The 22,418-nt window shown below is 64.4% G+C and carries 20 protein-coding genes; 10 read left to right on the top strand and 10 right to left on the bottom strand.

Annotated elements, in window-relative coordinates; translation table 11 throughout:
- The first annotated feature begins 220 nt into the window (after window positions 1-220).
- Window positions 221-649 carry a cytidine deaminase gene (locus tag EYW42_RS07705; protein WP_135534665.1) on the top strand — a complete coding sequence of 143 codons (429 nt, stop codon included), beginning with the start codon at window positions 221-223 and terminating at the stop codon, window positions 647-649.
- 45 nt (window positions 650-694) lie between these two features.
- Here the strand turns inward: EYW42_RS07705 and EYW42_RS07700 are convergent, their stop codons facing one another.
- Together EYW42_RS07700 and EYW42_RS07695 are read right to left on the bottom strand one after the other, a co-directional pair.
- On the bottom strand, window positions 695-2,161 hold the full coding sequence (locus EYW42_RS07700) for a replication factor C large subunit (protein WP_135534664.1): 1,467 nt from the start codon (window positions 2,159-2,161) through the stop codon (window positions 695-697).
- A 112-nt stretch (window positions 2,162-2,273) separates the two neighbouring features.
- A complete protein-coding gene (locus EYW42_RS07695; protein WP_202613829.1) occupies window positions 2,274-3,287 on the bottom strand; it encodes a hypothetical protein in 1,014 nt (337 codons plus the stop codon).
- A gap of 87 nt (window positions 3,288-3,374) precedes the next feature.
- Here EYW42_RS07695 and EYW42_RS07690 point away from each other — a divergent pair, with 87 nt between their 5' ends.
- The 3 genes from EYW42_RS07690 to EYW42_RS07680 all read left to right on the top strand — a co-directional run bounded on the left by EYW42_RS07690 (window position 3,375) and on the right by EYW42_RS07680 (window position 5,540).
- Window positions 3,375-4,133 carry a competence/damage-inducible protein A gene (locus EYW42_RS07690; RefSeq protein WP_135534663.1) on the top strand — a complete coding sequence of 253 codons (759 nt, stop codon included), beginning with the start codon at window positions 3,375-3,377 and terminating at the stop codon, window positions 4,131-4,133.
- 173 nt (window positions 4,134-4,306) lie between these two features.
- Window positions 4,307-4,924 carry a GNAT family N-acetyltransferase gene (locus tag EYW42_RS07685; RefSeq protein ID WP_135534662.1) on the top strand — a complete coding sequence of 206 codons (618 nt, stop codon included), beginning with the start codon at window positions 4,307-4,309 and terminating at the stop codon, window positions 4,922-4,924.
- On the top strand, window positions 4,917-5,540 hold the full coding sequence (locus EYW42_RS07680) for a GNAT family N-acetyltransferase (RefSeq protein ID WP_135534661.1): 624 nt from the start codon (window positions 4,917-4,919) through the stop codon (window positions 5,538-5,540). Before EYW42_RS07685 ends, EYW42_RS07680 begins: the two co-directional genes overlap by 8 nt.
- Window positions 5,541-5,585: 45 nt before the next feature.
- Here the strand turns inward: EYW42_RS07680 and EYW42_RS07675 are convergent, their stop codons facing one another.
- Both EYW42_RS07675 and EYW42_RS07670 read right to left on the bottom strand, forming a co-directional pair.
- Window positions 5,586-6,074, bottom strand: a complete 489-nt coding sequence (locus EYW42_RS07675) for a GNAT family N-acetyltransferase (RefSeq protein ID WP_135534660.1) — start codon at window positions 6,072-6,074, stop codon at window positions 5,586-5,588.
- 79 nt (window positions 6,075-6,153) lie between these two features.
- The gene (locus tag EYW42_RS07670) at window positions 6,154-6,795 is read right to left on the bottom strand and encodes a metal-dependent hydrolase (RefSeq protein ID WP_135534659.1); all 642 of its coding nucleotides are present in this window, start codon (window positions 6,793-6,795) and stop codon (window positions 6,154-6,156) included.
- Between the two features lie 140 nt (window positions 6,796-6,935).
- Between EYW42_RS07670 and EYW42_RS07665 the strand changes: the two genes are divergently transcribed.
- Window positions 6,936-7,649, top strand: a complete 714-nt coding sequence (locus EYW42_RS07665) for a helix-turn-helix domain-containing protein (protein ID WP_135534658.1) — start codon at window positions 6,936-6,938, stop codon at window positions 7,647-7,649.
- A gap of 166 nt (window positions 7,650-7,815) precedes the next feature.
- Here the strand turns inward: EYW42_RS07665 and hmgB are convergent, their stop codons facing one another.
- From hmgB to EYW42_RS07640, 5 genes are all read right to left on the bottom strand, one after another.
- Window positions 7,816-9,153: a hydroxymethylglutaryl-CoA synthase gene (gene hmgB / locus EYW42_RS07660; RefSeq protein ID WP_135534657.1), complete on the bottom strand. Its 1,338-nt coding sequence runs from the start codon at window positions 9,151-9,153 to the stop codon at window positions 7,816-7,818.
- A gap of 66 nt (window positions 9,154-9,219) precedes the next feature.
- Window positions 9,220-12,726: an invasin domain 3-containing protein gene (locus EYW42_RS07655; protein ID WP_135534656.1), complete on the bottom strand. Its 3,507-nt coding sequence runs from the start codon at window positions 12,724-12,726 to the stop codon at window positions 9,220-9,222.
- A 64-nt stretch (window positions 12,727-12,790) separates the two neighbouring features.
- Complete coding sequence (locus EYW42_RS07650) at window positions 12,791-13,375, bottom strand: DUF2150 family protein (protein WP_135534655.1); 585 nt, start codon at window positions 13,373-13,375, stop codon at window positions 12,791-12,793.
- 151 nt (window positions 13,376-13,526) lie between these two features.
- Window positions 13,527-14,378 (bottom strand): TatD family hydrolase, encoded by an 852-nt coding sequence (locus EYW42_RS07645; protein WP_135534654.1) that lies wholly within the window; start codon window positions 14,376-14,378, stop codon window positions 13,527-13,529.
- 113 nt (window positions 14,379-14,491) lie between these two features.
- Complete coding sequence (locus EYW42_RS07640) at window positions 14,492-14,947, bottom strand: NYN domain-containing protein (protein WP_135534653.1); 456 nt, start codon at window positions 14,945-14,947, stop codon at window positions 14,492-14,494.
- 303 nt (window positions 14,948-15,250) lie between these two features.
- On the opposite strand from EYW42_RS07640, the gene EYW42_RS20425 reads away from it, so the two are divergent.
- The 3 genes from EYW42_RS20425 to gcvH all read left to right on the top strand — a co-directional run bounded on the left by EYW42_RS20425 (window position 15,251) and on the right by gcvH (window position 18,676).
- Window positions 15,251-17,026 (top strand): S8 family serine peptidase, encoded by a 1,776-nt coding sequence (locus EYW42_RS20425; RefSeq protein ID WP_310732943.1) that lies wholly within the window; start codon window positions 15,251-15,253, stop codon window positions 17,024-17,026.
- 151 nt (window positions 17,027-17,177) lie between these two features.
- Complete coding sequence (gene gcvT / locus EYW42_RS07630; protein WP_135534651.1) at window positions 17,178-18,296, top strand: glycine cleavage system aminomethyltransferase GcvT; 1,119 nt, start codon at window positions 17,178-17,180, stop codon at window positions 18,294-18,296.
- Entirely contained in the window at window positions 18,293-18,676 is a 384-nt protein-coding gene (gene gcvH / locus EYW42_RS07625; protein WP_135534650.1) for a glycine cleavage system protein GcvH, read from the top strand. Before gcvT ends, gcvH begins: the two co-directional genes overlap by 4 nt.
- A gap of 160 nt (window positions 18,677-18,836) precedes the next feature.
- On the opposite strand, the gene EYW42_RS07620 is transcribed toward gcvH, so the two are convergent.
- Window positions 18,837-19,430 (bottom strand): hypothetical protein, encoded by a 594-nt coding sequence (locus EYW42_RS07620; RefSeq protein WP_135534649.1) that lies wholly within the window; start codon window positions 19,428-19,430, stop codon window positions 18,837-18,839.
- Between the two features lie 208 nt (window positions 19,431-19,638).
- Between EYW42_RS07620 and gcvPA the strand changes: the two genes are divergently transcribed.
- Window positions 19,639-20,979 (top strand): aminomethyl-transferring glycine dehydrogenase subunit GcvPA, encoded by a 1,341-nt coding sequence (gene gcvPA, locus EYW42_RS07615; RefSeq protein WP_135534648.1) that lies wholly within the window; start codon window positions 19,639-19,641, stop codon window positions 20,977-20,979.
- Window positions 20,976-22,403 carry an aminomethyl-transferring glycine dehydrogenase subunit GcvPB gene (gene gcvPB, locus EYW42_RS07610; RefSeq protein WP_135534647.1) on the top strand — a complete coding sequence of 476 codons (1,428 nt, stop codon included), beginning with the start codon at window positions 20,976-20,978 and terminating at the stop codon, window positions 22,401-22,403. Before gcvPA ends, gcvPB begins: the two co-directional genes overlap by 4 nt.
- Window positions 22,404-22,418: the final 15 nt, after the last annotated feature.

The following is a 22,418-nucleotide window of genomic DNA, read 5'->3' as shown; positions in this document are numbered from 1 at the left end:
TCTCGACAGTCTTCAGATCTCTGCCCGACAGCACGAGAGGCGATGAACTCGATAACTGTGATGGCGAACAGGCGGCCGTAGCGTACGCGAAGCGGGCGGCCGCACGACCGCGGACCGCTTCGCGGCGGGTCGGTCAGATCACGGCGGTTCTGGCCGCCCCTTCGAGTATAAACCCTTGCGTCACCCGAAGACTTATTCTCCCTCCTCGGTCGAGATGGCTATGGAAACGAGATCTCTCTCATCGGCCGACCGGGACCTGATCGACCGGGCATCGGAGACGGTCGCCGACTGCGTCGACCACGAGAAGTTCGGCGGCGCGCATATCGTCGCTGCCACGCTCAGAACGGCGTCAGGAGCCATGTACGACGGGGTGAGCGTTCCGGCGAGCATCGGTCGGGCGTCCGGCTGCGGCGAGCCGGTCGCTATCGGGTCAGCTATCGCGGACGGCGAGGACGAGTTCGATGCGATCGCGGCGGTCAGCTATCCGATGCCGGAACACGAGGCGGAGGAGATACAGTTGATCCCGCCTTGCGGCGTCTGTCGGGAGATGATAGTCGACTACGGCGAGGATATCGACGTGATAATTCCACGGGAGGGAGACGCAGTGAAAGTCCGCGCGGAGGAGTTGCTCCCGGTCCGCCCCTGGTGAACGAACCCGGTCTGACGGCAGTGAGTACCCCCGCTCAGCCGACGGTCACATGAAGTCGTCGAGGCCGGACTGGTCCTCCGACGCGGCGGGGTCGGCGGCGTCGTCGACCTCGTCGCCGTTCGTCGGGTTCGGCCCGCCCGTATTGTCCGCGTCACCATCGTCGGAGTCGCCCTCGGTAGCCCCGTCGATAGCATCCCGTACTGCTCCTTCGAACGCGCCGCCCGCGTTGTGTTCGATCGCTTCGTCGCGGCGCTCTCGCGCGTCTTCGACGACGCTCTGGACCTTGTTCGTCGTCTCGCCGCTTCCCGTGATGAATGACACGTCGCTCTCGTCTAAGTCGTAGGCTGCGGCCATCGCGACGGTGAGTTCGCGGTTCTTACAGTGATGTGTCATCGTCGCGAGAAACGGGAGGATCTCCCGCCGGGCCGTGCCGATGCTGGTGCCGGACCGCTCGGCAATCTCGCGGGCAATGCGGTCGCGCTGTTTCCTCGTCGCGCTCGTGCGCCCCAACTTCGACCAGTAACTCGGCGGCCCGTATCGAGTCCACCCGCCCTTGCTCTCCTTCCGGGCGGCGGCGACGCCGGCGGTCATGTTGTCCCCGGCGTAGCGCCAGTACGAGTAGTCCTGCGTGGCGCGGACGCGACCGAGCCAGCGGTCAGCATTCGCGAGGAACCCGTACGCGTCCGCGAGTTCCGCCCCGTGGTAGTCCTTCGGCATGTTGTCCTCGATCCAGTTGATCATGTCGTCCGGCGTCTCGTCCACGTCGTACGAGGCGTACAGCGCGTCCTGAGCGTCCAGGTTCTTGATCAGGTCGTCGAGGAAATCGAAGATGCCCTCGGTCTCGTCGCGTGCGCCGGTGACCACGTCGTCCTCGGTGAGCCGTTCGGTCTCCTCGGCGAGCGCCTGGAGGTCGTTGATCGCGGACCGGAGGTCGCCGCTCGTGTTGTCGGCGATAGCATCGAGCGCGTCGTCCTCGTACTCGACGCCCTCCTGTCGGCAGATATCTCGGAGAACGGGGACGATAGAGCGCGAGGAGACGTCTCGAAACTCGATTTCCTCGCACGCGCTCCGGAGGCTGTCGCTCATGTCGTAGAACTCGTTGGCGACGAGGACTATCGGCTGGTCGGCCTCCTTGACGACTCCAGTGACGGCCCGCGAGCCACCGTAGTCGGCGTTGCCGTGGAAGTTGTCGGCCTCGTCCAAGATCAGAAGTCGGCGGCCGGATTCGCCCGCGGTCAGTGTTCCCGACTGCGCAGCCTCGCCCGCGATGTGTTCGACCACGTCCCCTGTGCGCGAGTCGCTGGCGTTGAGTTCCATCACCGGCCACCCCATGTCGTTTGCTAGCGCGTGCGCCGCGGATGTCTTGCCGACGCCGGGACTGCCGTGGACGATGGCGGCCTTCCGGTGGTCCTCCCACGTCTCCGCCCACTCTTTTAGCTTATCGCGGGCCTTGTTGTTCCCGCGGACCTCGGAGAGCGTCGAGGGGCGGTACTTCTCCGTCCAGTCAGTCATTGCTCGGTCGTACGGACGAACCGCGTTTAGTGGTTGCGGACCCGTCGGGGATCTCTCCGGGAGCGCTTCCTAGCTTCTAGGTACCGGGAGTCGCCCGGCGCTTCTCGGATCACTACTCCGCGGTGAAACCGCCCGGATCGAGCGAGTGCTTCGAGACGGTGAGGATCCGGACCATGTACGCGCTGAGCAGGACGTACGGTGAGAGCGCGACGACGAAGGCGATACTGACGTAGAGGAGGCGTCGCTGGATGTCGAACACCGTGAACGAGGGAAACAGGCCCGCGTCGATGGCAAGCAACACGAACGAGGTGAACACGATGACGGGAAGCGAGAGCACGAGGAGGTCGCCCGACAGCGCCCGTACTTCGCGTTTGTAGTAGAGCGTCGTGAAGTACTCCCGACCGGAGGCGAAGATGGTGAGAACGGAGATGAGGTCGTCGAGCGTCTGGCGTACGGGCTCCGGAAATCTGTCGCCGCGAGTCGCTCTGAGTCGACGAACGGCGTTGATATGTCGGGCGTAGTCGTAGTCCAGACCGGCCACGACGACGGCGGACAGGCTGCGGTCGGACGACTGGATCCGCTCTTCGATGAGCGCGACTTCCTCCTGGACGTCCTCAGCGATCGCCACGACGTCCCCGCGGTCGCCCTCGTCGAGGATCGACTTCGCCTCTCGCCGCAAGGTGTCGGCCTCCTCGTCGAGTGTCTCGAGGACGAACAGGTAGAAATCGCCGAACCCGGCGGGGCTGATCCCCGTTCCCATCCCCTCGAGTTCCGTCTGGAACTCGATCGACTCCTCGACGTGTGACTGTTTCGTTTCGAGGGGTCCGAACTCGTCCGAGATGACGGCAGTGTTGATCGAGAGGACGACGGAGACGAAGAGGATGATTCCGCCGAGGAGCGTGTTGAACAGCGTCTGGACCGCTCGAGTTTCGTCGACCAGCGTCTGCATCTCCAGTTCCCACACGGTTCCGATGGTAACGAGCGATAGGAGGATAGTGACCAACAGTAGCACCGCTAGCAGTCGGCGGCTGCCGGTAAGGAGAACCCACCGGACAGCCTCCTTCGGTCGTGTACGCGACCCTCCCGTAGCAGCGCCGGTCCCGTCCGTCCCGTCGCTCTCGGGCATCGTCTGGTACGACGACATCGAGCCGCAAGTAAACGAGCCTCCGCGCTGTTGCGAAAGACGGACAGTCGTACTCCACCGATCTAGCGCATGGACGTCGCTATCCTCACCGTCGGCGACGAGATACTCGCCGGCGATACGACGAACACCAACGCGTCGTGGTTGGCCGAGGAGATCACGGACCGCGGCGGACGAGTACGGCGGATCCTCACGGTCCCCGACGACCGCGACGTCATCGCGGAACACGTCCGCGAGTGGTCGGGTGGGTTCGACGCCGTCGTCGTCACGGGCGGTCTCGGCGGGACGCCTGACGACGTGACGATGGAGGCAGTCGCCGACGCACTGGAGCGCGACATGCTCCTCGACGAGGATCAGCGCGGGCGACTGGTCGAGAAGGCTCGGGAGTTCCGTGAGGAGAACCCCGGACTGGCCGAGGAGTACGATCTGGACCTCGATTTCGACGCGGCGGCGTCGCTCCCCGAGGACGCTCGCGCCCTCGCGACGGACGCGGGGTGGGCGCCGGGTTGCGCCGTCGAGAACGTCTACGTGTTCCCTGGGTTCCCGGACGAGATGCGGGCGATGTTCGACCTGGTCGAAGCGGAGTTCGTCGGCGACGCCGTCTCGGAGACGGTGTGGACGCCGACGCCGGAAGGCGCACTTGGTGATATCATCGACGCCGTGGACGAACGCTTCGACGTCTCCGTCGGAAGCTATCCGGGCAAAGGCGAGACGCCGGGGCGGTTGAAACTGTCTGGGACGGACGCCGACGAGGTCGCGGCGGCGGTCGAGTGGATCAGTGCGAATCTAGCCGTGACGGATGGGCCGGGGTCGTCTAGGGAATCCGAATAGCCCGCGAAACGTGTCTACGCAACAGCGTCCTGACTACTGATCCGATTTCATATCGTGGTATACGCTTCACGACACGTTTCCGGCTGTCATCACCCGGCCATGTCGCCTCGCCGAACGCTCTCGTGCCTCCAGAACGCTTATCACACCACGGCCGGAACCTCCGGAATCAGTTGATGTTCCCGGAGGAAATCGAGACGGAGCGATTGCGCCTCGTCCAGTTCAGTCGCGACCACGTCGACCTCGAACCGGTCTACGAGGCGCTGTCGCGCGACGAGCAGACGGAGCGCGAGTTACAGCACGTCACCAAGACTCCGGACGACACGCTGAAAGACACCCGGGACCGCTTCGTCGCCGCCGAGCGGAACTGGGACGACGGCGAGAAGGCCAGGTACGCCGTCTTCCCGCGGGAGGGCGAACCGAACGCCGGCGAGTTCGCGGGGATGGCGGCGCTGACGCCGGACTGGGACCGTCGCAGCGCGCGGTTCAGCCTCGTCCTCAAGGAACGGTTCTGGGGCCGCGGGTACGCCGGCGAACGAGCTATCGCGTTCATGGGACTCGCGTTCGACCGCCTCGACCTCGACCTCGTCTCGACCGGATATTTCGAGGGGAACGAGCGATCGAAACAGGCGATCGAGAAGTACGTCGACCGCGTCGGCGGCGGTTACGACGGCCTGTTGCGGAACTGGGTGCCCGACGGGGACGAGGTGCTCGACCTGTATCGTTACACGGTCACACAGAAGCAGTGGGAGGCGAACCGGCCGGACGACCATCTGGTGTTCCGCGATGGGTGAACTCCTCGAACGGCGGCGAAACGAATCGTTTCCGGAAACCATCGAAACCGACCGCCTGCGCATCGAACGCCTTTCCCACGAGACCGTCGATCTGCCGGAGTACTATCGGATCTGCTCCTCGGACGAGGCCATCGACGAGGTGACGGAGTACCTGTCGTGGGACCCGCACGAGTCCATCCGCGAGACCAGAGAGTACGTCGACATGGTCGAGCGACAGTGGGAACGCGGCGACAGCGCCGCCTATCTGCTCAGGCCGCGTGAGAACGAAGACGGTTCAGGCGACATCGCAGGCGGAGCCGGGATGACGTTCGACTGGGAGCAAAAGACCGGGACGCTGGGCGTGTGGCTCCGCAAGCGCTTCTGGGGACGCGGGTACTCCGGTGAGCGCGCTGCGGCGTTCATGCGCCTCGCGTTCGACCGACTCGACCTCGATGTCGTCGCCGTCGAACATCAGGCCGGGAACGAGAAATCTCAGCGTGCGATCGAGAAGTACGCTGACCGGTTCGGCGGCTCCTACGACGGGACCGTTCGCAACTGGGAAGTCAAGTCCGGCGAGGCCCACGACCAGCACCGCTACACGATCCGGAGAGAGGAGTACTGCGAGGCGACGGCGTGACGGGCCGGGGATGTGAACGGCCGGCCGTACCGGTCGTGACGGTCATCACAGCGGCCGGGCGACCATCTCGCCCCAGGGCTCGAAACCGTAGTTATCGTAGAACGCCTGCGCGCGGTCGTTTTTCGGGTCCACGTCGAGCACGATCCGATCAAGCGGTAGGTCCTGGTCGCGGGCCGTACCAATCGCCGCCGCGATCAGGTCGTCGGCGACGCCCGACCCCCGATACTCGGGGGCGACGTATATCTCGTTGAGGACGGCAGCGTCCCAGATCATCGCCAGACGTTCGGGGAGGACGAACGCGTAGCCGACGAGACTGCCGTCCAGCGCTGCGACGGTCACACAGTCCGGTTCGTCTTCGGTACAGCGCTCGACCCAGTCGAGATACCGCTCGCGGTAGTCGTCAGTGAGTTTGTCCTCGTAGGCTGTTTCCTTCTCCTCGCCGCCGGTGTTCGCGCCGAGACCATGCTCGAAGGCGCGCTTGAGTCTCCAGAGGTCGTTCTCGTCGGTGTCGGAGTCGTATGCTCGAACGTCCATACCACATCTCCTCGCCCGATCCTGTTTATCTGTGCGGTTCCGACCAACGCGCTCGTCTGTCTGCCGCCGGGACTGTCGGTCACGCCCGCCGCTCAAACAGGCGCGCCGCGACCGTGACGACTCCCGCCACGACGACTATCAACTGGTCGCCGTTCGCGACGACGGGGAAGATCCGTTCCGGGGACCCGCCGTCGCCGCCGGCATCAGCGCCAGTGCTACCGGGTTCAGGATCGACGCCGGTGTAGAACTGCGTCTCCTGAGTCGTTCCGCGCGCCGACTCTTCGAGGTCGACGAACGTCTGGACGATACCGCCGTCCGTCGAGTAGTACAGTTCGCCGTCGAACGCGTAGAACTGGTCGTGTAGGGGATACAACAGATTCACGCCGTTGAACGTCAGGTCTGGGCCGATACCCGCGAGTGTCACGGCCGCGATAGTCGACCAGGCAACGCGGGACCCATACGGACCCCATCTCGTCCGGATCCGCGATTGTTCGCTCATCCGAGTGTCGTAGTACACGACTGCGGCGGCCGTCAGCGGCAAAAGCAACGTGTGGAAGGCGGCCCTGTGGGTCCCGATGAAGTACCAGCCCAGGAAAACGTCGAGGTCGATACAGGCCGTTGCGGCCATCACGACCGCTATCGCGCGAGCGTCGAACTCGTCCCCGAGAAGTGCTGTCCCGACGAGACCGGCCAGCGCGACGTGGACGACGGTCGACGGCATACCCACACACCACGTGTGCCGAACCTATCAGCGTTCCCGTCCCTTAGACCGGAGCGGTCGGGTCTCCCGCCGCTCGTCTTCGTCGTCTGTCGAACGGTGGTTTCGGTAGAGCTATTATCCGCTCTCTTCACCCCCTTACCATGGCACGGACGAACGGGGCACGGCGCGACCTCGCCGAAAAGATCGCCGGCGAGATAACCCTGAGCGATGATCCGGGCGCGACGCTCCGGAAATGGCGTACCGATTTCGACGTCTCGCAGACGGAACTCGCGGACGAACTCGACGTCTCCTCGTCCGTCATCAGCGACTACGAGAGCGGCCGTCGCAAGAGCCCCGGAATCGGTGTCATCGAACGGGTCGTCACTGGTCTGCTCGACATCGACGAGCGCCGGGGCGGCGGTCGGATCCGGCAGTACGCGCGCGTCCTTTCGGCCGGGTTCGAAAGCGACATCGTCCAGGACCTCCGCGAGTATTCGACGACCGTCTCGCTGGGGCGGTTCTACGAAACCGTCGGCGCGACCGAACTCGTTCGCGGCACGCAAGACCGGATAAGCGGCCACACGGTCATCGATTCCATCGAGGCGATCACCCGCCTCTCCAGTGAGGAGTTCTATCGCCTCTACGGGCAGAGCACGAACCGCGCGCTCGTGTTCACCGGGATCACCCGCGGCGAGTCGCCGCTGGTCGCCATGCGCGTCGTCAACCCGACCCCGAACGCCGTTGTCCTCCACGGGATCACCGAAGACGAGCTATGGGAACACGCTCCCGACCTCGCTACCATCGACGACTTCGCGCTGGCAGTGACGGACGCCGACAAAGACGAGATGCTCGACGCGATGCGGGAACTGCCGTAGCGGCCGTTTTCGTCGGGTCATCTCCGGCGACCACTCTCCGTTCATAGGCCGCGCTCGTACGCACGGACAGCGGAACCATTGGGCCCGCTCGGCTCGGAAACCACTCGCGACAGAGGGCCGCTCGGTCGCGAATACTTCGACGATACCGGGAAAAAGGGTCGTCGGCTTACTCCACGTACCGGTACTTCCGCTCGCCCATCCGACCCCACCCGTCGAAGGTGAACTCCTCCTCGGGGACGGTCAGGGCGTCCATGTCCGTGTCCTTCTCGTGGTTGTGAGAATCGTGGATCGACTCGTACTCGCCGTACGAGAGGTCGTGGCGGTCCGCGAGTTGCTCCTCGACGTTCAGCGCGCGAACCTCCTCTTCCCACCCCTCGACGACCGTCTCGGCGTGGATTTCGGCCTGTGCGCCGCTGCCGTAGGACCCGATGAGCAGGCGCTTTCCGACAAGGTCGACGTCGTTTTGCAGCGCGTGTCGAAGCGCGCTGGCGCGGGCGACGTGGACCGAGCCGGTGTACCAGTTCCCGACCTCGCGGGAGATGGTGAGCGTCGGGTCGATCGTGTTCGCGTACCACTCGCGGTAGGCGTCTGTCTCTTTCAGTGCGTCCATGTACTCGAGGACGGCGTCCTCGTAGGCCTCGTCGTTGTCGAACGCTTCGCGGCGGGGTTGGCGACCGATCTCCTCGGCGAGTTCGTCCTCGACGGACGTGTCGCGGATCATGTGCCGATATCCGAGGAGGCCGGCCTTTCGGACCATACCCGGGAACGGCGTGTGGAACGGGATATACGCGTAGTCGTCGGGATGCGTGTCGCCCGCGACGCTCTCGAAGTCCTCCAGCGCCTCGCGCATGCGAGAGAGGTACACCTGCACCGAGCGCTTGCCGTCGACGCTCGGGAACTGCTGGTTCGGCTTGAGGAAGTCGGTCTCGTCCGCGCTGCCGTACCCCTGCTCCGTACTCATCTCGACGACCGACGGGTCCTCGGTTATGAGCATGGCGACGGCACCGGCACCCTGCGTGGCTTCGCCGTCGTCGCCGCGCGCGTACAGGGCGGTGTCAGTAGCGACGACTAGGGCCGCGCGTCCGCGGTTACGCCCCGCCTTGATCCAGTTGTACGCGTCGTCTAAGCTCTGAGTGCCCGCGATGCAGGCGAACTTCCGCTCGCCCTTGTTCGCGTGGTGGAAGTTCTCGCCGTACACGTCTTCGAGACAGCCGGCGATGTACGTCGAGACGGGTTTGGAGTTGTCGAACGCGCTTTCGGTCGCGACGTCGATCCGGCCGATGTCGTCGGGCGTCAACCCCTTGCGCTCCATCAGGCGGTGGGCGGCGTTCGCGCCCATCGTCACGATGTCCTCATAACTGTCCGGGAACGAACTCGCGTTCAAGCCCAGCCCTTTCGTGTACTTGCCCGGCTCCTCGCCTTTCGCCGGCGCGAAGGTGTTCGGGAGGTCGAGCTTGAGATTCCCGGTCCGGATCTCGATGGCGTCGATACCGACTGCGGTCATACCCCGACCAACGAAACAGTGGTATAAGTTATTGTCGTCTGGGCGATCGACGATCGTCGAACTGCGTCAGGAGGCACCGACGCCGTTGTCGTTGACCCTTACCTTGTCGCCGTTCGTATCGCGGACGTATCCGACACCGCCGGAATCGGTCGCGTATTTCAGGTAGTAGTTGTTACCGTTGGGGCCGAGGCCGACGTAAATCACTTCGGGAGTCCCGTCACCGGTCCAGTCGAAGGTTCCGACCGGGGATTCGATACTGCCCGACGTAAGCTCCCGGTCGTTACCGTTCTCGTCCGCCAGGTTGACGAACCCGTTCCCGTCTACGTACGGAACTTCCGGCGCTCCGTCGGCGTCGTACTCGGCCGGAGCGCCGGTGGCGGCAGCGGTGTTGAGATTGATTCCCGTGTTGATGACTTCCCTATCGCCGTTTTTCTTGTCCTCGACGAACACCAGGTCCTGATCACTGTTGACGAACACCAGATCAGCGTCTCCGTCGCCGTTCATGTCGGCGACGCCGACTGCGGAGGATGCCGCTATCGGTTTGAAATTGTTGCTCTTAGACGGCTTTTTATCGATCGCTTGCGCGGAGCTGCCACCAGTAACTCTGGACAGTTTCCCCTGTCCGTTGACGAAGAAGACGGAGGTGTCTCCGTCCCAGGTGCCGACCGCCAGACGCGTCTGGGTCACGCTACCCCCGTCGACCAGTCGTCTCACGTCGCCGTTGAGGTCCGTTATCTCGATGTTGTTGTTCTGGTCCATGTACGGTAGGTCTATCGCGCTATCGTCGTCGAGGTCGGCGGTCATCGGCCCCGTACTCAGTGGCTTGTTCGGGCTGTAGTCGTTGAGACGGCCGTTCGAATCGATCGTCTTGAGGCTGTTATCCGTTCCGCGGAAGGCGATGCCCTCCGTCGGCGGTCCGGTCGCATCGCAGGCACCGCCGGCACCGTCTTCGGGGGTGACGGTGAACGTCTGACTCGGCTCGTTCTCGAACTCGACCGTGATTTCGACCTCCTCGCAGACCATGTCGTGTTCCCCGCCGTTCTGGAGGAACCGGTACAGCCAGAACCGTGCGCTGTCACTGCTTCCGATGACAGCTTCCTGTGCGCGGTTGTAACCGTTCCCGCCGCTTAGGTCAAGGGTCGACGGGAGTGTCACACCGTTGTCGGCGTCAGCGACCCCATCGGTGTTGCTCGTTTCGATGTACAGTTCGCTCTCGTTGATCCCGTTGCCTGTGACGGGGTCGCTCAGTTCGTCGATGTTGGCGTTTGCCGGATCGACTGTGACATCGGTGACCGTCACGTCAGTCGTTGCCGTGTTTTCGACACTGAACGTAACTCCTTCGCGGATCCCGACCGACCCGTCGTCGTCGTAGGCGTAGCCGTCGCCGTTGTACCGTACCTGTCCGCTACTGCCGCCGAAGAACACGCTCTCGGACTGCGTGCCCCAATCGCTCCTTTCGTCCGTCTCCCGGTAGCTCTCGTCACTGTAAGCGGTACGATACCCGACCTCGCTGGTACCAACCGAAACGCTCCAGCCGTTCGACGTGCTCTCGGACCCGTACGCCGCTTCGTCTCGGAGTTCGCCGTTCGCGTCGGTGAGCGTCAGCGCCTCGCCTCCGTTGTCGAGGCTTAGCGAGGTCTCGTAGACGCGGTTCGCTGAAACGGACCCGTGGGCGTTGAGAAAGGCCGTCTCGTTTTTAGTCAGGAAGTAGTCGCCCTGCAGTCGTTCGACGGGAAGCGTCTCAGACTGGTCGCTGTCAGCGATGGTCCAGCCCGAAGTCTCCGTCGAGTTCTCGAAGTGAATCTGAACGAACTCGGTTCGGTCGTTCGTCGTGCTGGGATCCGGCTCGACGGCAGTGAGCAACGCCTCGCCGCGGTAGGTCGCGTTCACCTGCCCGTTGATCGTCGTGGTGGTGTACGTCGTCGACGAGTTGTCGAGATCCGCTATCGTACGAAGGCTATCGACGAACCCGGCCGACGGGGTCCGGTAGCTCTCCCGATTGATGATATCGGTCCCGTCGTACGACCTGTCACTGTCTAATATCGCGTCTACGGCCCCGTCGTTGAGGTTGGCTGTTGTCGAGGAGCCGGTCCGGCTAGAGTAGATCTCGACACTCCCGCCCGGGTTCGACCCGTCCGGTTCACGGAACGCCTCGACAGTGATATCGAACGATGTCGTCCGGTTCTCAACCGAGTACCGGAGCTTCACGTAGTCGTCGCCGCTGACGTACACCGGGTCTGTGTCACTGAGGATCAACTGGTCGGTCTTCGTGATCGCCGTCCACTTTCCGTTTGCGACCGACATCCGTGCCGTGTTCGAACTCGGGGAGTAGACGGACGTTCCGCCCGATCCGACTCCTAACGACGCTTCACCACCTGAACTCTCCACGTTCATCTCGAACTCGACTTTCTCGCTCGCGTTCGGCGACGCGCTGACGTTCGCGGTAACGGTGTCGGTCCCCTTGCTATCGGGCGCGTTGTACGTGACCGTCACCCGGCCGTCGCTGTTCGTCGTCCGAGTGATATCCGCCGCCGGCGGACCCGAGGCGTTTTCGAACTCGCCGCCGGTCGCGCTCAGGTTCACCGTTTTCCCGCTCACCGGGTTGTTGTACGTGTCGCGAACCTCGACCGTCACTTCCTGCGTGCTACCGGTCTGGACGGACCCGCCACCCTCGATGTCCGTGATGTATCTCTCCGCCGACCCGGCCGACGCGCCTGTCCCGACGCCGACTCTCGCCATCTGCAGGTCGTATGTCGGGCCCTCTTCGAGTTCTATCGTCAGTAGCGCGTACGATGCGCCGCTTACGTCCTCGTGATACTGCCCCACGATGTGGCCCCCGTTGCTCGCGTACTCCTCCCTGAGCGCCTCGCTCCACGTGTCGTTGTCGAGGCGCGTCGGCACGGTGATGTTGATCGGATCGCTATCAGCTTCGACGGCGACGGTGTTGGTCGAGGCGCTCACGGACCGGGCTGTCACCGACGCGCTTCCCATTCCGTTCTCCGAGAGGTTGCCATCGAGGGTGACGAGCGTTATCTGTCGGTCGTTGACGATGGTCTGGTCCGACACCGTGAGGTTGGCGTCTCGGAATTTGTTGTACAGCAACGAGTGTTCGTACACCGTCGTCGGCGGGTTCTGGTACTCGTGGTAGCGGGGTTCGTAGACGAGCGCGCCCGTCGTGTAGTTCCGAGCGTCGCCGCTCCAGAAGTCCTCGACCTCGCCGTCGGTCGCCACCGCGTGCGAAACGCTGACGTTCACGTTCTCCTCGTTCGTCCCGACCGTCCGCAGCGATCCGGACGGCGGGCCGGGATTCAAGAACAGCGTCCGCGACGGGTACGTCGTCCCGAGGTCGAGCGTGACTGACCCCCCGTTACCGCCGCCGGGGACGGAGACGACGGCGTTGCGGAGGTCCTGCATCTGGCCCTGTACCTTCTGGTTGTGGTTGAACTCGATTCCCTTGTTCTGGTCGGGGACGACAGTGGCCTGGTAGAGCGCCATCGAAATGATGAGCATACCGAAAAGCAGCGTCGCTCCGACCTGGATCGCTGCTGCGCGCTCGTCGTCCCCGAACTGCATGGGCACACCTAGAGACGGGGAGAGTAAAACACTTGTTGCCGGAGACAGGTTGCCTCCGTGATGGTTATTCCGCCTCGTCCTCCTCGACGACTTCCGGGTCGCTCATGGCGCTTTGTAGGCTGTCGAGACCGTTCACCCACTCAGTGACGAGACCGTACTCGACCTCTTCGGCGATCGAGATGTCGAGTTCGTCGCCGTCGATGATACGCGTGCCGGCCTGGGCGACGTACCCCAGTGCGGCGTCTAAGTCCTCCTCGGCCTCGGCGTCAGCGGCCGCGCGGATGTACTCCTCGACGCTCGCCTCCTCGGCGGGGCCGTTGGCGATGAACTCCTCGGCGGCGTAGAAGACGCAGACGAGACTGGTCTGCACGCCGTCGATGAGCATGAGTTTCTCCTCGTCCTCGAAGTCGACTTCGCTCAGGACGATCTCGCGGATGTCCGCTATCTCCTCTAGGGCCGTCTCCTGGTCGAGAGTCTCGTCGTCGTACGCGGAGACGATTTTCGCCACGGCGATAGCCGCGTCGTCCTGCAGATTCAACAGCAGGCGGGCGGAGTCCTCGTCCTCGGGATCGATCTCCTCGTCTTTGATGCGGTCGACCCAGTTCTGCCAGCGTTCCTCGGAGTAGAACTCCTGCGGCGGTTCGCTCATACATGAGGGTACATTGGCCGCCTGAAATGCCTTTCTCTCTCACCGGTGCGTTGGGCCGAACCGACACTTCCTCATACGGACAGTTGTAATTCAGTTCGGTCGTGCGCCGACGCGGGGTCGGCGCGGACCGGCATACAGGTGCAAAAACCTATCAGTCTCCGTCGAGCGTGGCGACGGTGTCGAGGCCGTACACGCGGCCAGGCGTCGTCACGTGTGCCCGCTCGACGGCGTCGTCGTACCCCTCTTCGAGCATCCAGCGCACCCGGCGCGGCACGGTTTTCGGCCCCAGCACCGCACCGGGCCGGTCGGGGTCGTCGACGAAGTCCGTCTCCATGAGGAACGGTTCCCCTGATTCGGCGGCGACAGTTAGCCGCTCTTTCTCGCTCATCACGCTCGGCGTCGGACCGACGAGGCGGCCGCCCGCGTAGTGTTTGACGACGCGGTGGCGGGGGAGGCCGGCGGCCTCGGCCCACTCCGCAACGGCGGTCATCTCCTCGCTCGCTTCCGTGTGCAACTGGACGGCGCAGTCCGCGTCCGCGCCGCGCGCGAAGGTGTGGCGCATGACATCGTTCGACGCGTCCCACACCGCCTCGCTCACGTCGTAGTGCGGGCGACCGGATTTCAGCGCGACTGCGGCACCGTCCGCGACGTACTCCGCGGCGACATCGATGCCGGCCTGCATCAGGTCACGTGCGTCTTCGGGCGCGAACCCGCGGTCGTCGACGAGACGCGTGACGAGGCCCGGGTGAACGCCCAGAACGGGCCATGCCGTGCCGTCGACGACTTCGCTCGCGCGGTCGACGACCTCTATCGTCCGCTCGAACACCGCCCGGAAGTCCTCGCCGACCTCGGGTTCGACGCCGAGATGCCAGGACGGCTTGTTCACGACGAGCAGGTGCGTGCCGCCGAGGCGCGCGAAGTCCTGTACGGCCTCGATCCCGCGCCCGTTGTCGGGGTCGATGTGGAGGTGATTGTCGAGCACCGGCGTGTCGAGATCGGTCATCGGTCCGCAGTGGGCGTTCCAGCACTGAAAAGGGGTCGGTCCCGCGCGCGAGACCTCGATGGCGGCGGCTCGCCTCCGGCGCGCGGCGTCACGGACGCCCGTCGCAGTTCCTATCAGGCGTCGACGACGAGCGCTTCGTCGGCCGCGTTCCCGAGCGCGTCGGACTTCCCGTGTTCGCCCGGAGCGATAGCGAGCGTCCGGACCCCGCGTTTCCCGGCGGTTTCGACGACCGGCTTGAAATCCGTATCCCGCGAGGCGATAGCCAGTACGTCCATCGTCCCGTCGACGACCGCCGCCGCCGCGTCGACGGCGAGTTTTACGTCCACGTCGCCGCTCGTGACGATCACCTCGTAGCCACGCGCCTCGGCGGCCTGGATGAGTCCCGGCGTCGCGTGTTCGTCGAGGTACAACCGTGTCACCGCGAGGTCGCCGGTTTCGGCCGCGATGTCGCGCAGGTCGTCCAGGTCGACGTCGAACTCGTCTCTGAGGACGTTCGGGCCGTCAACGAACAGCCCGACCCTCGTCCGACTCTCGTCGCCGCCGACCAGACGGCGCAGTAGTCCGTTCATGGATCGCCGTTGACTGCTTACCACGATAGTCGTAGCGGTGTCGCGTCAGCGGGTCCGCCTCTCCCGGCGTCGCCTTCGGTACACGTTGGCAGATTTAAAAATTATCAGTACGTTTCTATCTGGCCCAGATCGTGGGACTGAGTCGTCCATACGATGAATTATCCTTGAATTTTTATACCTACCATCACTTTATATATTATTTGGAAAAGTTTAAATTAAAGTACTGCAAAAATTGCCACCGCCATGTCAAATAATGGCAACCCATCATGGTCACGACGATCGTTTATCAAAGCAACCGGTACGATGGGGGCGATAGGCGCCCTCAGCGGTGTCTCCTCGGCAACCCCGGGGAGATCTCCCGGTCCACGGGAGGACGAGATCCTCGTCGGCGTCTCCGCGGCGTCGACGATGGATGACGTTCAGACACAGGTCGAGCGAGATATTCCGGACGACGCGGAGGTCGTTCACCGGAACGAGACGCTCGGTTACATGGCGGTACGACTGCCGGATCGCGCGAGCACGCAGGCACGCGATTCGGTGAAATCCGCGATGGAAAACCGAAACGGCGTCCGATACGCTGAGGACAACTCGACCCACCACCCGCTGGCCGAACCGAACGACCCCCGGTTCAACGACCAGTACGCGCCCCAGCAGGTCAACGCGCCCGCGGCCTGGGACACCACACTCGGCTCCGAGAGCGTCACCGTTGCCGTGGTCGACCAGGGAGTCAAATACGACCACCCCGACCTGGCCGACCAGTTCGGGAGCAACAAGGGACGTGACTTCGTTGACAACGACGGCGATCCGTACCCCACGGACCTACAAAACGAGTATCACGGTACTCACGTCGCCGGCATCGCCGCGGCGACGACGAACAACGGCACGGGCGTCGCGGGCATCAGCAACTCGCGCCTCCTCTCGGCCCGAGCGCTCGGAGACGGCGGCGGATCCACTGCGGACATCGCCGACGCGGTGCAGTGGGCCACCGACCAAGGGGCGGACGTGATCAACATGTCCCTGGGTGGCGGCGGCTACACGAACACGATGAAAAACGCCGTCTCCTACGCGACGAACAACGGTGCGCTCGTCATCTGTGCGGCCGGTAACAACGGCTCCCGCGGTGTCTCCTACCCCGCGGGGTACGACGAGACCGTCGCCGTCTCCGCGCTGGACCAGAACGAGAACCTCGCGGACTTCTCGCAGTACGGCAACAAGATAGACGTCGCCGCGCCGGGCGTGGACGTCCTCTCCGCCTGGACCACCAGCGACTACAACCGGATCTCTGGTACCTCGATGGCCTGTCCGGCCGCCGCCGGCGTCGCCGCGCTCGGCAAAGCGGTGGACTCGTCGCTGTCCGCAACGGAACTGCGCCAGCGCCTCAAACAGACCGCGGTCGACGTGGGACTCTCCAGCGACCAGCAAGGGTCCGGCCGAGTCGACGCCGGAAACATTGTTGGCAACGGCGGCGGCAACGACTCGCCGACGGTGTCTATCGACGCCAGTTCCGCGTCCGTCAACGTCGGCGAGGAGGTCACGTTCGACGGTAGCGCGTCCTCCGACCCCGACGGCACCATCACGAGCTACGAGTGGAACTTCGGTGACGGCACCACCGACACCGGCGAGGTCGTCACGAAGACCTACGACTCGTCCGGCGATTACACCGTGTCGCTGACAGTTACCGACGACGAGGGCGCGGCCACCACCGACTCCGTCGCCGTGACCGTCGGGGACGGCGGTGGCGGCGGAGAGTGCGGAAGCCAAACTGAAACCGGGAGCGTCGACGGGAGTCTGTCCGGCTACTACGATTCGGACAGCTACACCTACGGGACGGACACGGCCGACCCCTGTCAGGCCACCGTCTCGCTCGACGGCCCCTCTAACGCCGACTTCGACCTGTACGTGACCCTCGACGGCCGTACGCCGTCGACGAGCGACTACGACAAGCGCTCGATCACGCGCGACAGCCAGGAGACAGTCGTCGCCGAAGACGTCGACAGCAGCACCGAACTCGGTATCCTCGTCGACTCCTACAGCGGGAGCGGCAGCTACACCCTCTCTGTCGAAGAGATCGGCCAATAAGCCGTCACCCGAACCGCTCCGTGTCACTGTCGTTCCGTCTCTTTTTTCGCGACCGGCGTAACTGGCGTCCCGGACTACAGTCCAGCGTGGTTCTCGCCCGGCTCCGACCGTAATACCAAAACCTTACTTACAGGCGGTCGACCGTTGGGGTATGTCCCGACGGAGGCCACCATTGCACGCGGTCCACGACGATCGCGGTGCATCATTCACCGGGTTCGGCGGGTGGGAGATGCCCGTCGAGTTCGATTCGATCAAGACGGAACACGCCGCCGTCCGAGAGTCCGCCGGCATCTTCGACGTCTCGCACATGGGGGAGATAACAGTGAGCGGTCCCGACGCGACGGCGCTGATGCAACGGCTCGTCACGAACGACGTGACGGCGCTCTCGCCCGGTGACTCGCAGTACGCGATGATCACCGACGAGGACGGTAGCATTATCGACGACACCGTCGTGTACCGCCTCCCCGACGACGGGGAGATCCGGACGGAGTCACGGGCCGGCGAGGCGTCGTATCTCTTTGTCCCCAACGCCGGCCACGACGAGGAGGCGTACGACCGGTGGACGGGCTACCGCGACGAGTGGTCCCTGGACGCGACCGTCGAGAACCGAACCGAGGAGTACGGCATGTTCGCCGTTCAGGGACCGGACGCCGAAGCCCTCGTGTCCGAGGCGGCCGACGACGAGGTGACTGACCTCTCCCGGTTCGAGGCCCGCTGGGCGGCCGTCTCCGGCGTCGAGTGCTGGGTCGCTCGCACCGGCTACACCGGCGAGGACGGCTTCGAACTGGTCGTTCCGCAGGAGTCCGCCGAGACGGTGTGGGCGGCGTTCGACTGTCAGCCCTGCGGCCTCGGCGCGCGCGACACGCTCCGCATCGAGGCCGGGTTCCTCCTCTCGGGGCAGGACTTCGACCGGGAGGAGAACCGGCGGAACCCGTACGAAGCGGGCGCTGGCTTCACCGTAAAGTTAGACACCGAGTTCGTCGGCCGGGACGCGCTCGAACGCGCGAAGACCGACGGCGTCGACGAATTATACGTCGGCTTCGAACTCACAGAACGCGGCGTTCCGCGTCACGGGTACGACATCACGGATACCGACGGAGACGTCATCGGCACCGTCACCAGCGGTACGATGAGTCCGACACTGGACAAGCCGATCGGACTCGGCTACGTCCCCGTCGAGTACGACGACCCTGGCACCGATGTACGGGTCGTCGTCCGGGACCGACCGAAAAACGCGCAGATCACGAACACACCTTTCATCGACCAATGAGCTTCGACGTACCTGACGACCACGGCTACCTGGAATCGCACGAATGGGCACACAACGACGGCGGAACCGTCCGGATCGGTATCTCCGACTTCGCGCAGGACGAACTCGGCGACGTCGTCTTCGTCGAACTGCCGGATGCCGGCGACACGATCAGCGAGGGCGAGGAGTTCGGCGTCATTGAGAGTATCAAAGCCGTCTCGGACCTGTACGCGCCCGTCTCCGGCGAGGTGACGGCTGTCAACGAGAACCTGTTCGACACGCCGGAACTCGTCAACGAGGACGCGTTCGGTGACGGTTGGATGCTCGAAGTCGACGCCGCCGACGAGAGCGAACTCGACGACCTCATGTCCGCGGACGAGTACAGAGCTCAGATCGAGTAGAAGCGACCTTTTTCCTCTGGTTTCGAACGGTGTGACCGCTCGAAGCGACAAGCACGACCGAAAGCCGCCTCACGGAACGGAGCTCCGCTTCGGCGGTGAACCGCGCTCTGCCTTCGCGGGATGTCCGACGCGCGGATGCCCAGTCACCACACGAGACGAGTCAGTCGCCGGGTTCCCGCAACGTGAACTCCCGACGCTCGTACACGTCGTTGTCGGGGGTGTCATCTTTCGGAACGTACCCGAACGCCCGCCAGTTGTCGCTCGGGTACACGTGTAGCGACCTGCTACGGACGGGGCTGTACACGGCGTGGATCTCGTTTTTCCGCGGGTCGACAACCGCCGGTTCTCCGGGGTCCGTGACCTCCGAATCGACGACATCGAAGGCGTACTCGCCGTCTCCGACCTCCGTGCGTTCGAGATTCGAGAGCGTGAGATGGCCGTCTACCAGTACCTCGAAACAGGGCCGGCCGTGATGCTCGTGAGGCATCAACGTGTATTCGGGCGGCCACTCCATGAACCGGATTACGTGTTCGCCGGGGTCGCCGATGACTTTCTCTCGCGTGTACTCATCGGGTGCGGCCGGGTCCGTGGTAACGTTCTCGAAGAAGCCGTCCTGTTCGATGGCGTCAGCTAAGCGGGCGGGCCCCTTCTCGATGAACGCGTCGTCTCCCTCTTGAAGTAGTTCGCCGAGTTCGTCGTACACCTCGCGAACTAGCGGGTTAGGGTCTGATTCGGGCGCCGTTTGCCGGCTCATACTTTCACCGACGGTAAACCCGAACTTATACATTGGGGAGAAGACTGAGACGGCGGTTCCGTCGGTCCCAGGACCGTACACCGGAGAAACCGAGGATGTGATAAGGGGCGGGTCGTAAGTACGCAATACCTGTGCTTTCGACCACTCTCCGCGGGTCGCCGCGGGTTACGCGACGCTTTTCCCTCGAACGCGAGAGTCCCACGCAACCATGACTGGACACGACACAACTACTGGCAGTCCGTTCGCGCCGCACACGCCGGACGAAACCGAGGCGATGCTCGACGCGATCGGTGCCGACGACGTCGACGAACTTTTCGACATTCCGGAGGCCGTTCGATTCGACGGCGAGTTCGGGATCGAACAACGAAGCGAACGCGCGGTCAAGCGCGAACTGCGCGAAACATTCGGTGACAACGACGACCTGACGGAGTTTCTCGGACGCGGTCACTACGACCACTACGTGCCGTCGCTCGTCGACCACCTCTCCCTGCGCTCGGAGTTTCTCACCTCGTACACGCAGTACCAGCCCGAGGTCACCCAGGGGTTCCTGCAGGTCCTGTTCGAGTACCAGTCGCTGCTGGTCGAACTGACCGGACTGGAGATCGCGAACTGCTCGATGTACGACGCCGCGACTGCGCTCGGCGAGGCGGCGACGCTCGCCTCCCGCGTCCGTGCCACCGACGGCCACCGCGTGCTCGTGCCAGAACTGCTCCGTGACGAGCGCCGCGAAGTGCTGGAGAACTACGTCGCCGGAACCCAGATGGTCGTTGAGACGGTGCCGAGTGACGACGGTAATATCGACGTCGAAGCGCTCGCAGACCTGGTCGACGGCGACACCGTGATGGTGTACGCTGAGAACCCGTCTGTCCGCGGGACCGTCGAGGAAGGACTCGCCGACATCGCCGACATCGCACACGACAACGACGCGCTGTTCGTGCTCGGCTCCGACATCGTCGCGCTCTCACTGCTCCAGAAACCGTCCGAGGTCGGGGCCGACGTTGTTATCGGCGACGCCAGCGTGCTGGGCCTTCCGACGAGTTACGGGATGGGGCTTGGCCTGTTCGCCACGCGGGACTCGTTCGTCCGACAGGTTCCCGGTCGTCTCGTGGGCGCGAGCGAGGACGAAGCCGGCAACCGGACGTACACGCTGACGCTCCAGACCCGGGAACAGCACATCCGCAAGGAGCGCGCCACGAGCAACATCTGTACGAACCAGGCGTGGGTCGCGCTCCGGACGGCGATTCACGCCGCGGACCTCGGCCCCTCTGGTCTCGTCGACCTGGCCGAAACGTGCGTCACCGAGGCCCAGGACCTCGCCGAACGCGTCGACGATATCAGCGGCGTCGGCGCTCCCGTTCACGACCGGCATCACTTCCGGGAGTTCGTCGCACGGACCGACCAGCCCGCGCCGGCGATCGCCTCGGATCTCGAAACAGAGGGCTTCGCGGTGCATGCGCTTTCCGACCATGAACTCCAGATCTGTGTGACCGACGCCAACGCCCGGAAGGCAGACGATCTGGTCGCCGCGCTCGCGGAGGTGGCAGAATGAGATTCGACCAGGCGCGATGGACCGACGACGATGGCGGCCGCTACGAACCCCTCCTCTCCGAGAAAGACGGGACCGAGGTCGAAATCGACGACTCGCCGCTCCCCGACGACCTGACACGGGACAGCCTCGACCTGCCGGAGCTTTCCGAACCCGAACTCGCCCGGCACTACACGCGGCTCTCGGAGATGAACTACGGCATCGACAACGGGCCGTACCCGCTTGGTTCCTGTACGATGAAGTACAATCCCAAGTTCACCGAGGACGTGGCCGCTATCCCGGACGCTGCGGTCCACCCGGACCGCTCCGAGGACACCGTACAGGGGACGCTCGAACTGCTGTACGACCTGCAGGACTACCTCGCTCGTATCGGTGGCATGGACTCCGTGACGCTCCAGCCCCCCGCCGGCGCGGCCGGCGAGTTCACCGGTATCCTCCTCGCCGAGGCGTACCACGAAGCTAACGGCGAGGGCCACCGCCACGAGGTGATCGTTCCCGAGAGTGCCCACGGCACAAACTTCGCCAGCGCTGCTCTCGGCGGGTACGACGTGGTCGAACTCCCGGGCGGCGACGACGGCCGGGTCGACCTCGACGCGCTCGAAGCGGCACTCTCGGAGGATACGGCCGCGCTGATGCTCACCAATCCGAACACGCTCGGCCTCTTCGAACGCGACATCGAGGAGATAGCCGAGATGGTACACGACGTGGGCGGCCTGCTGTACTACGACGGCGCGAACCTCAATGCCCTGCTCGGCCGAGCGCGCCCGGGCGACATGGGCTTCGACATAATGCATTACAACGTCCACAAGACGTTCGCCACGCCCCACGGCGGCGGCGGCCCCGGTGCGGGACCGGTCGGCGTCGTCTCGGACCTCGAACCGTACCTGCCGACGCCGCGAGTCCGCCAGGCCGAGAGCGGAGCGTACGAACTGTTCGAACCCGAGGAGACGGTCGGCAAAGTCCACGGCTTCCAGGGCAACTGGCTCGTCCTCGTGAAAGCCTACGCCTACATCGCCAGATTGGGCGATCCCGGCCTCCGCGACGCCAGCGCGAAGGCCGTACTGAACGCCAACTACCTCGGCGAACGGACCGACTACGACGTGCCGTACGGTCCGTACCACCACGAGTTCGTCGCCAGTGCCGGCGACCAAGACGCCGCAGACGTGGCAAAGCGCATGCTCGACTACGGCGTCCATCCGCCCACGACGAAGTGGCCGGAGATCGTCCCGGAAGCGCTGATGACCGAACCGACGGAGATCGAGAACCGCAAGACGTTAGACCAGCTAGCGGCCGCGTTCAACGCCGTCGCCGGCGAGGAGGACTCGACGCTCGCCGATGCCCCCGAGCACACGACCGCACGCCGGATCGACCAGACGTCCGCCGCGCGAGACCTGCGGCTCTCCTGGCACTCCCTGGACGGGGACTGATCGTACTCCGCGGCG

The organism is Halostella pelagica (genome assembly GCF_004762015.1).
GTDB lineage: Archaea > Halobacteriota > Halobacteria > Halobacteriales > Natronoarchaeaceae > Halostella > Halostella pelagica.
Note: the sequence above shows the minus strand (reverse complement) of the source record. Positions and strands in the feature narration are given on the sequence as shown.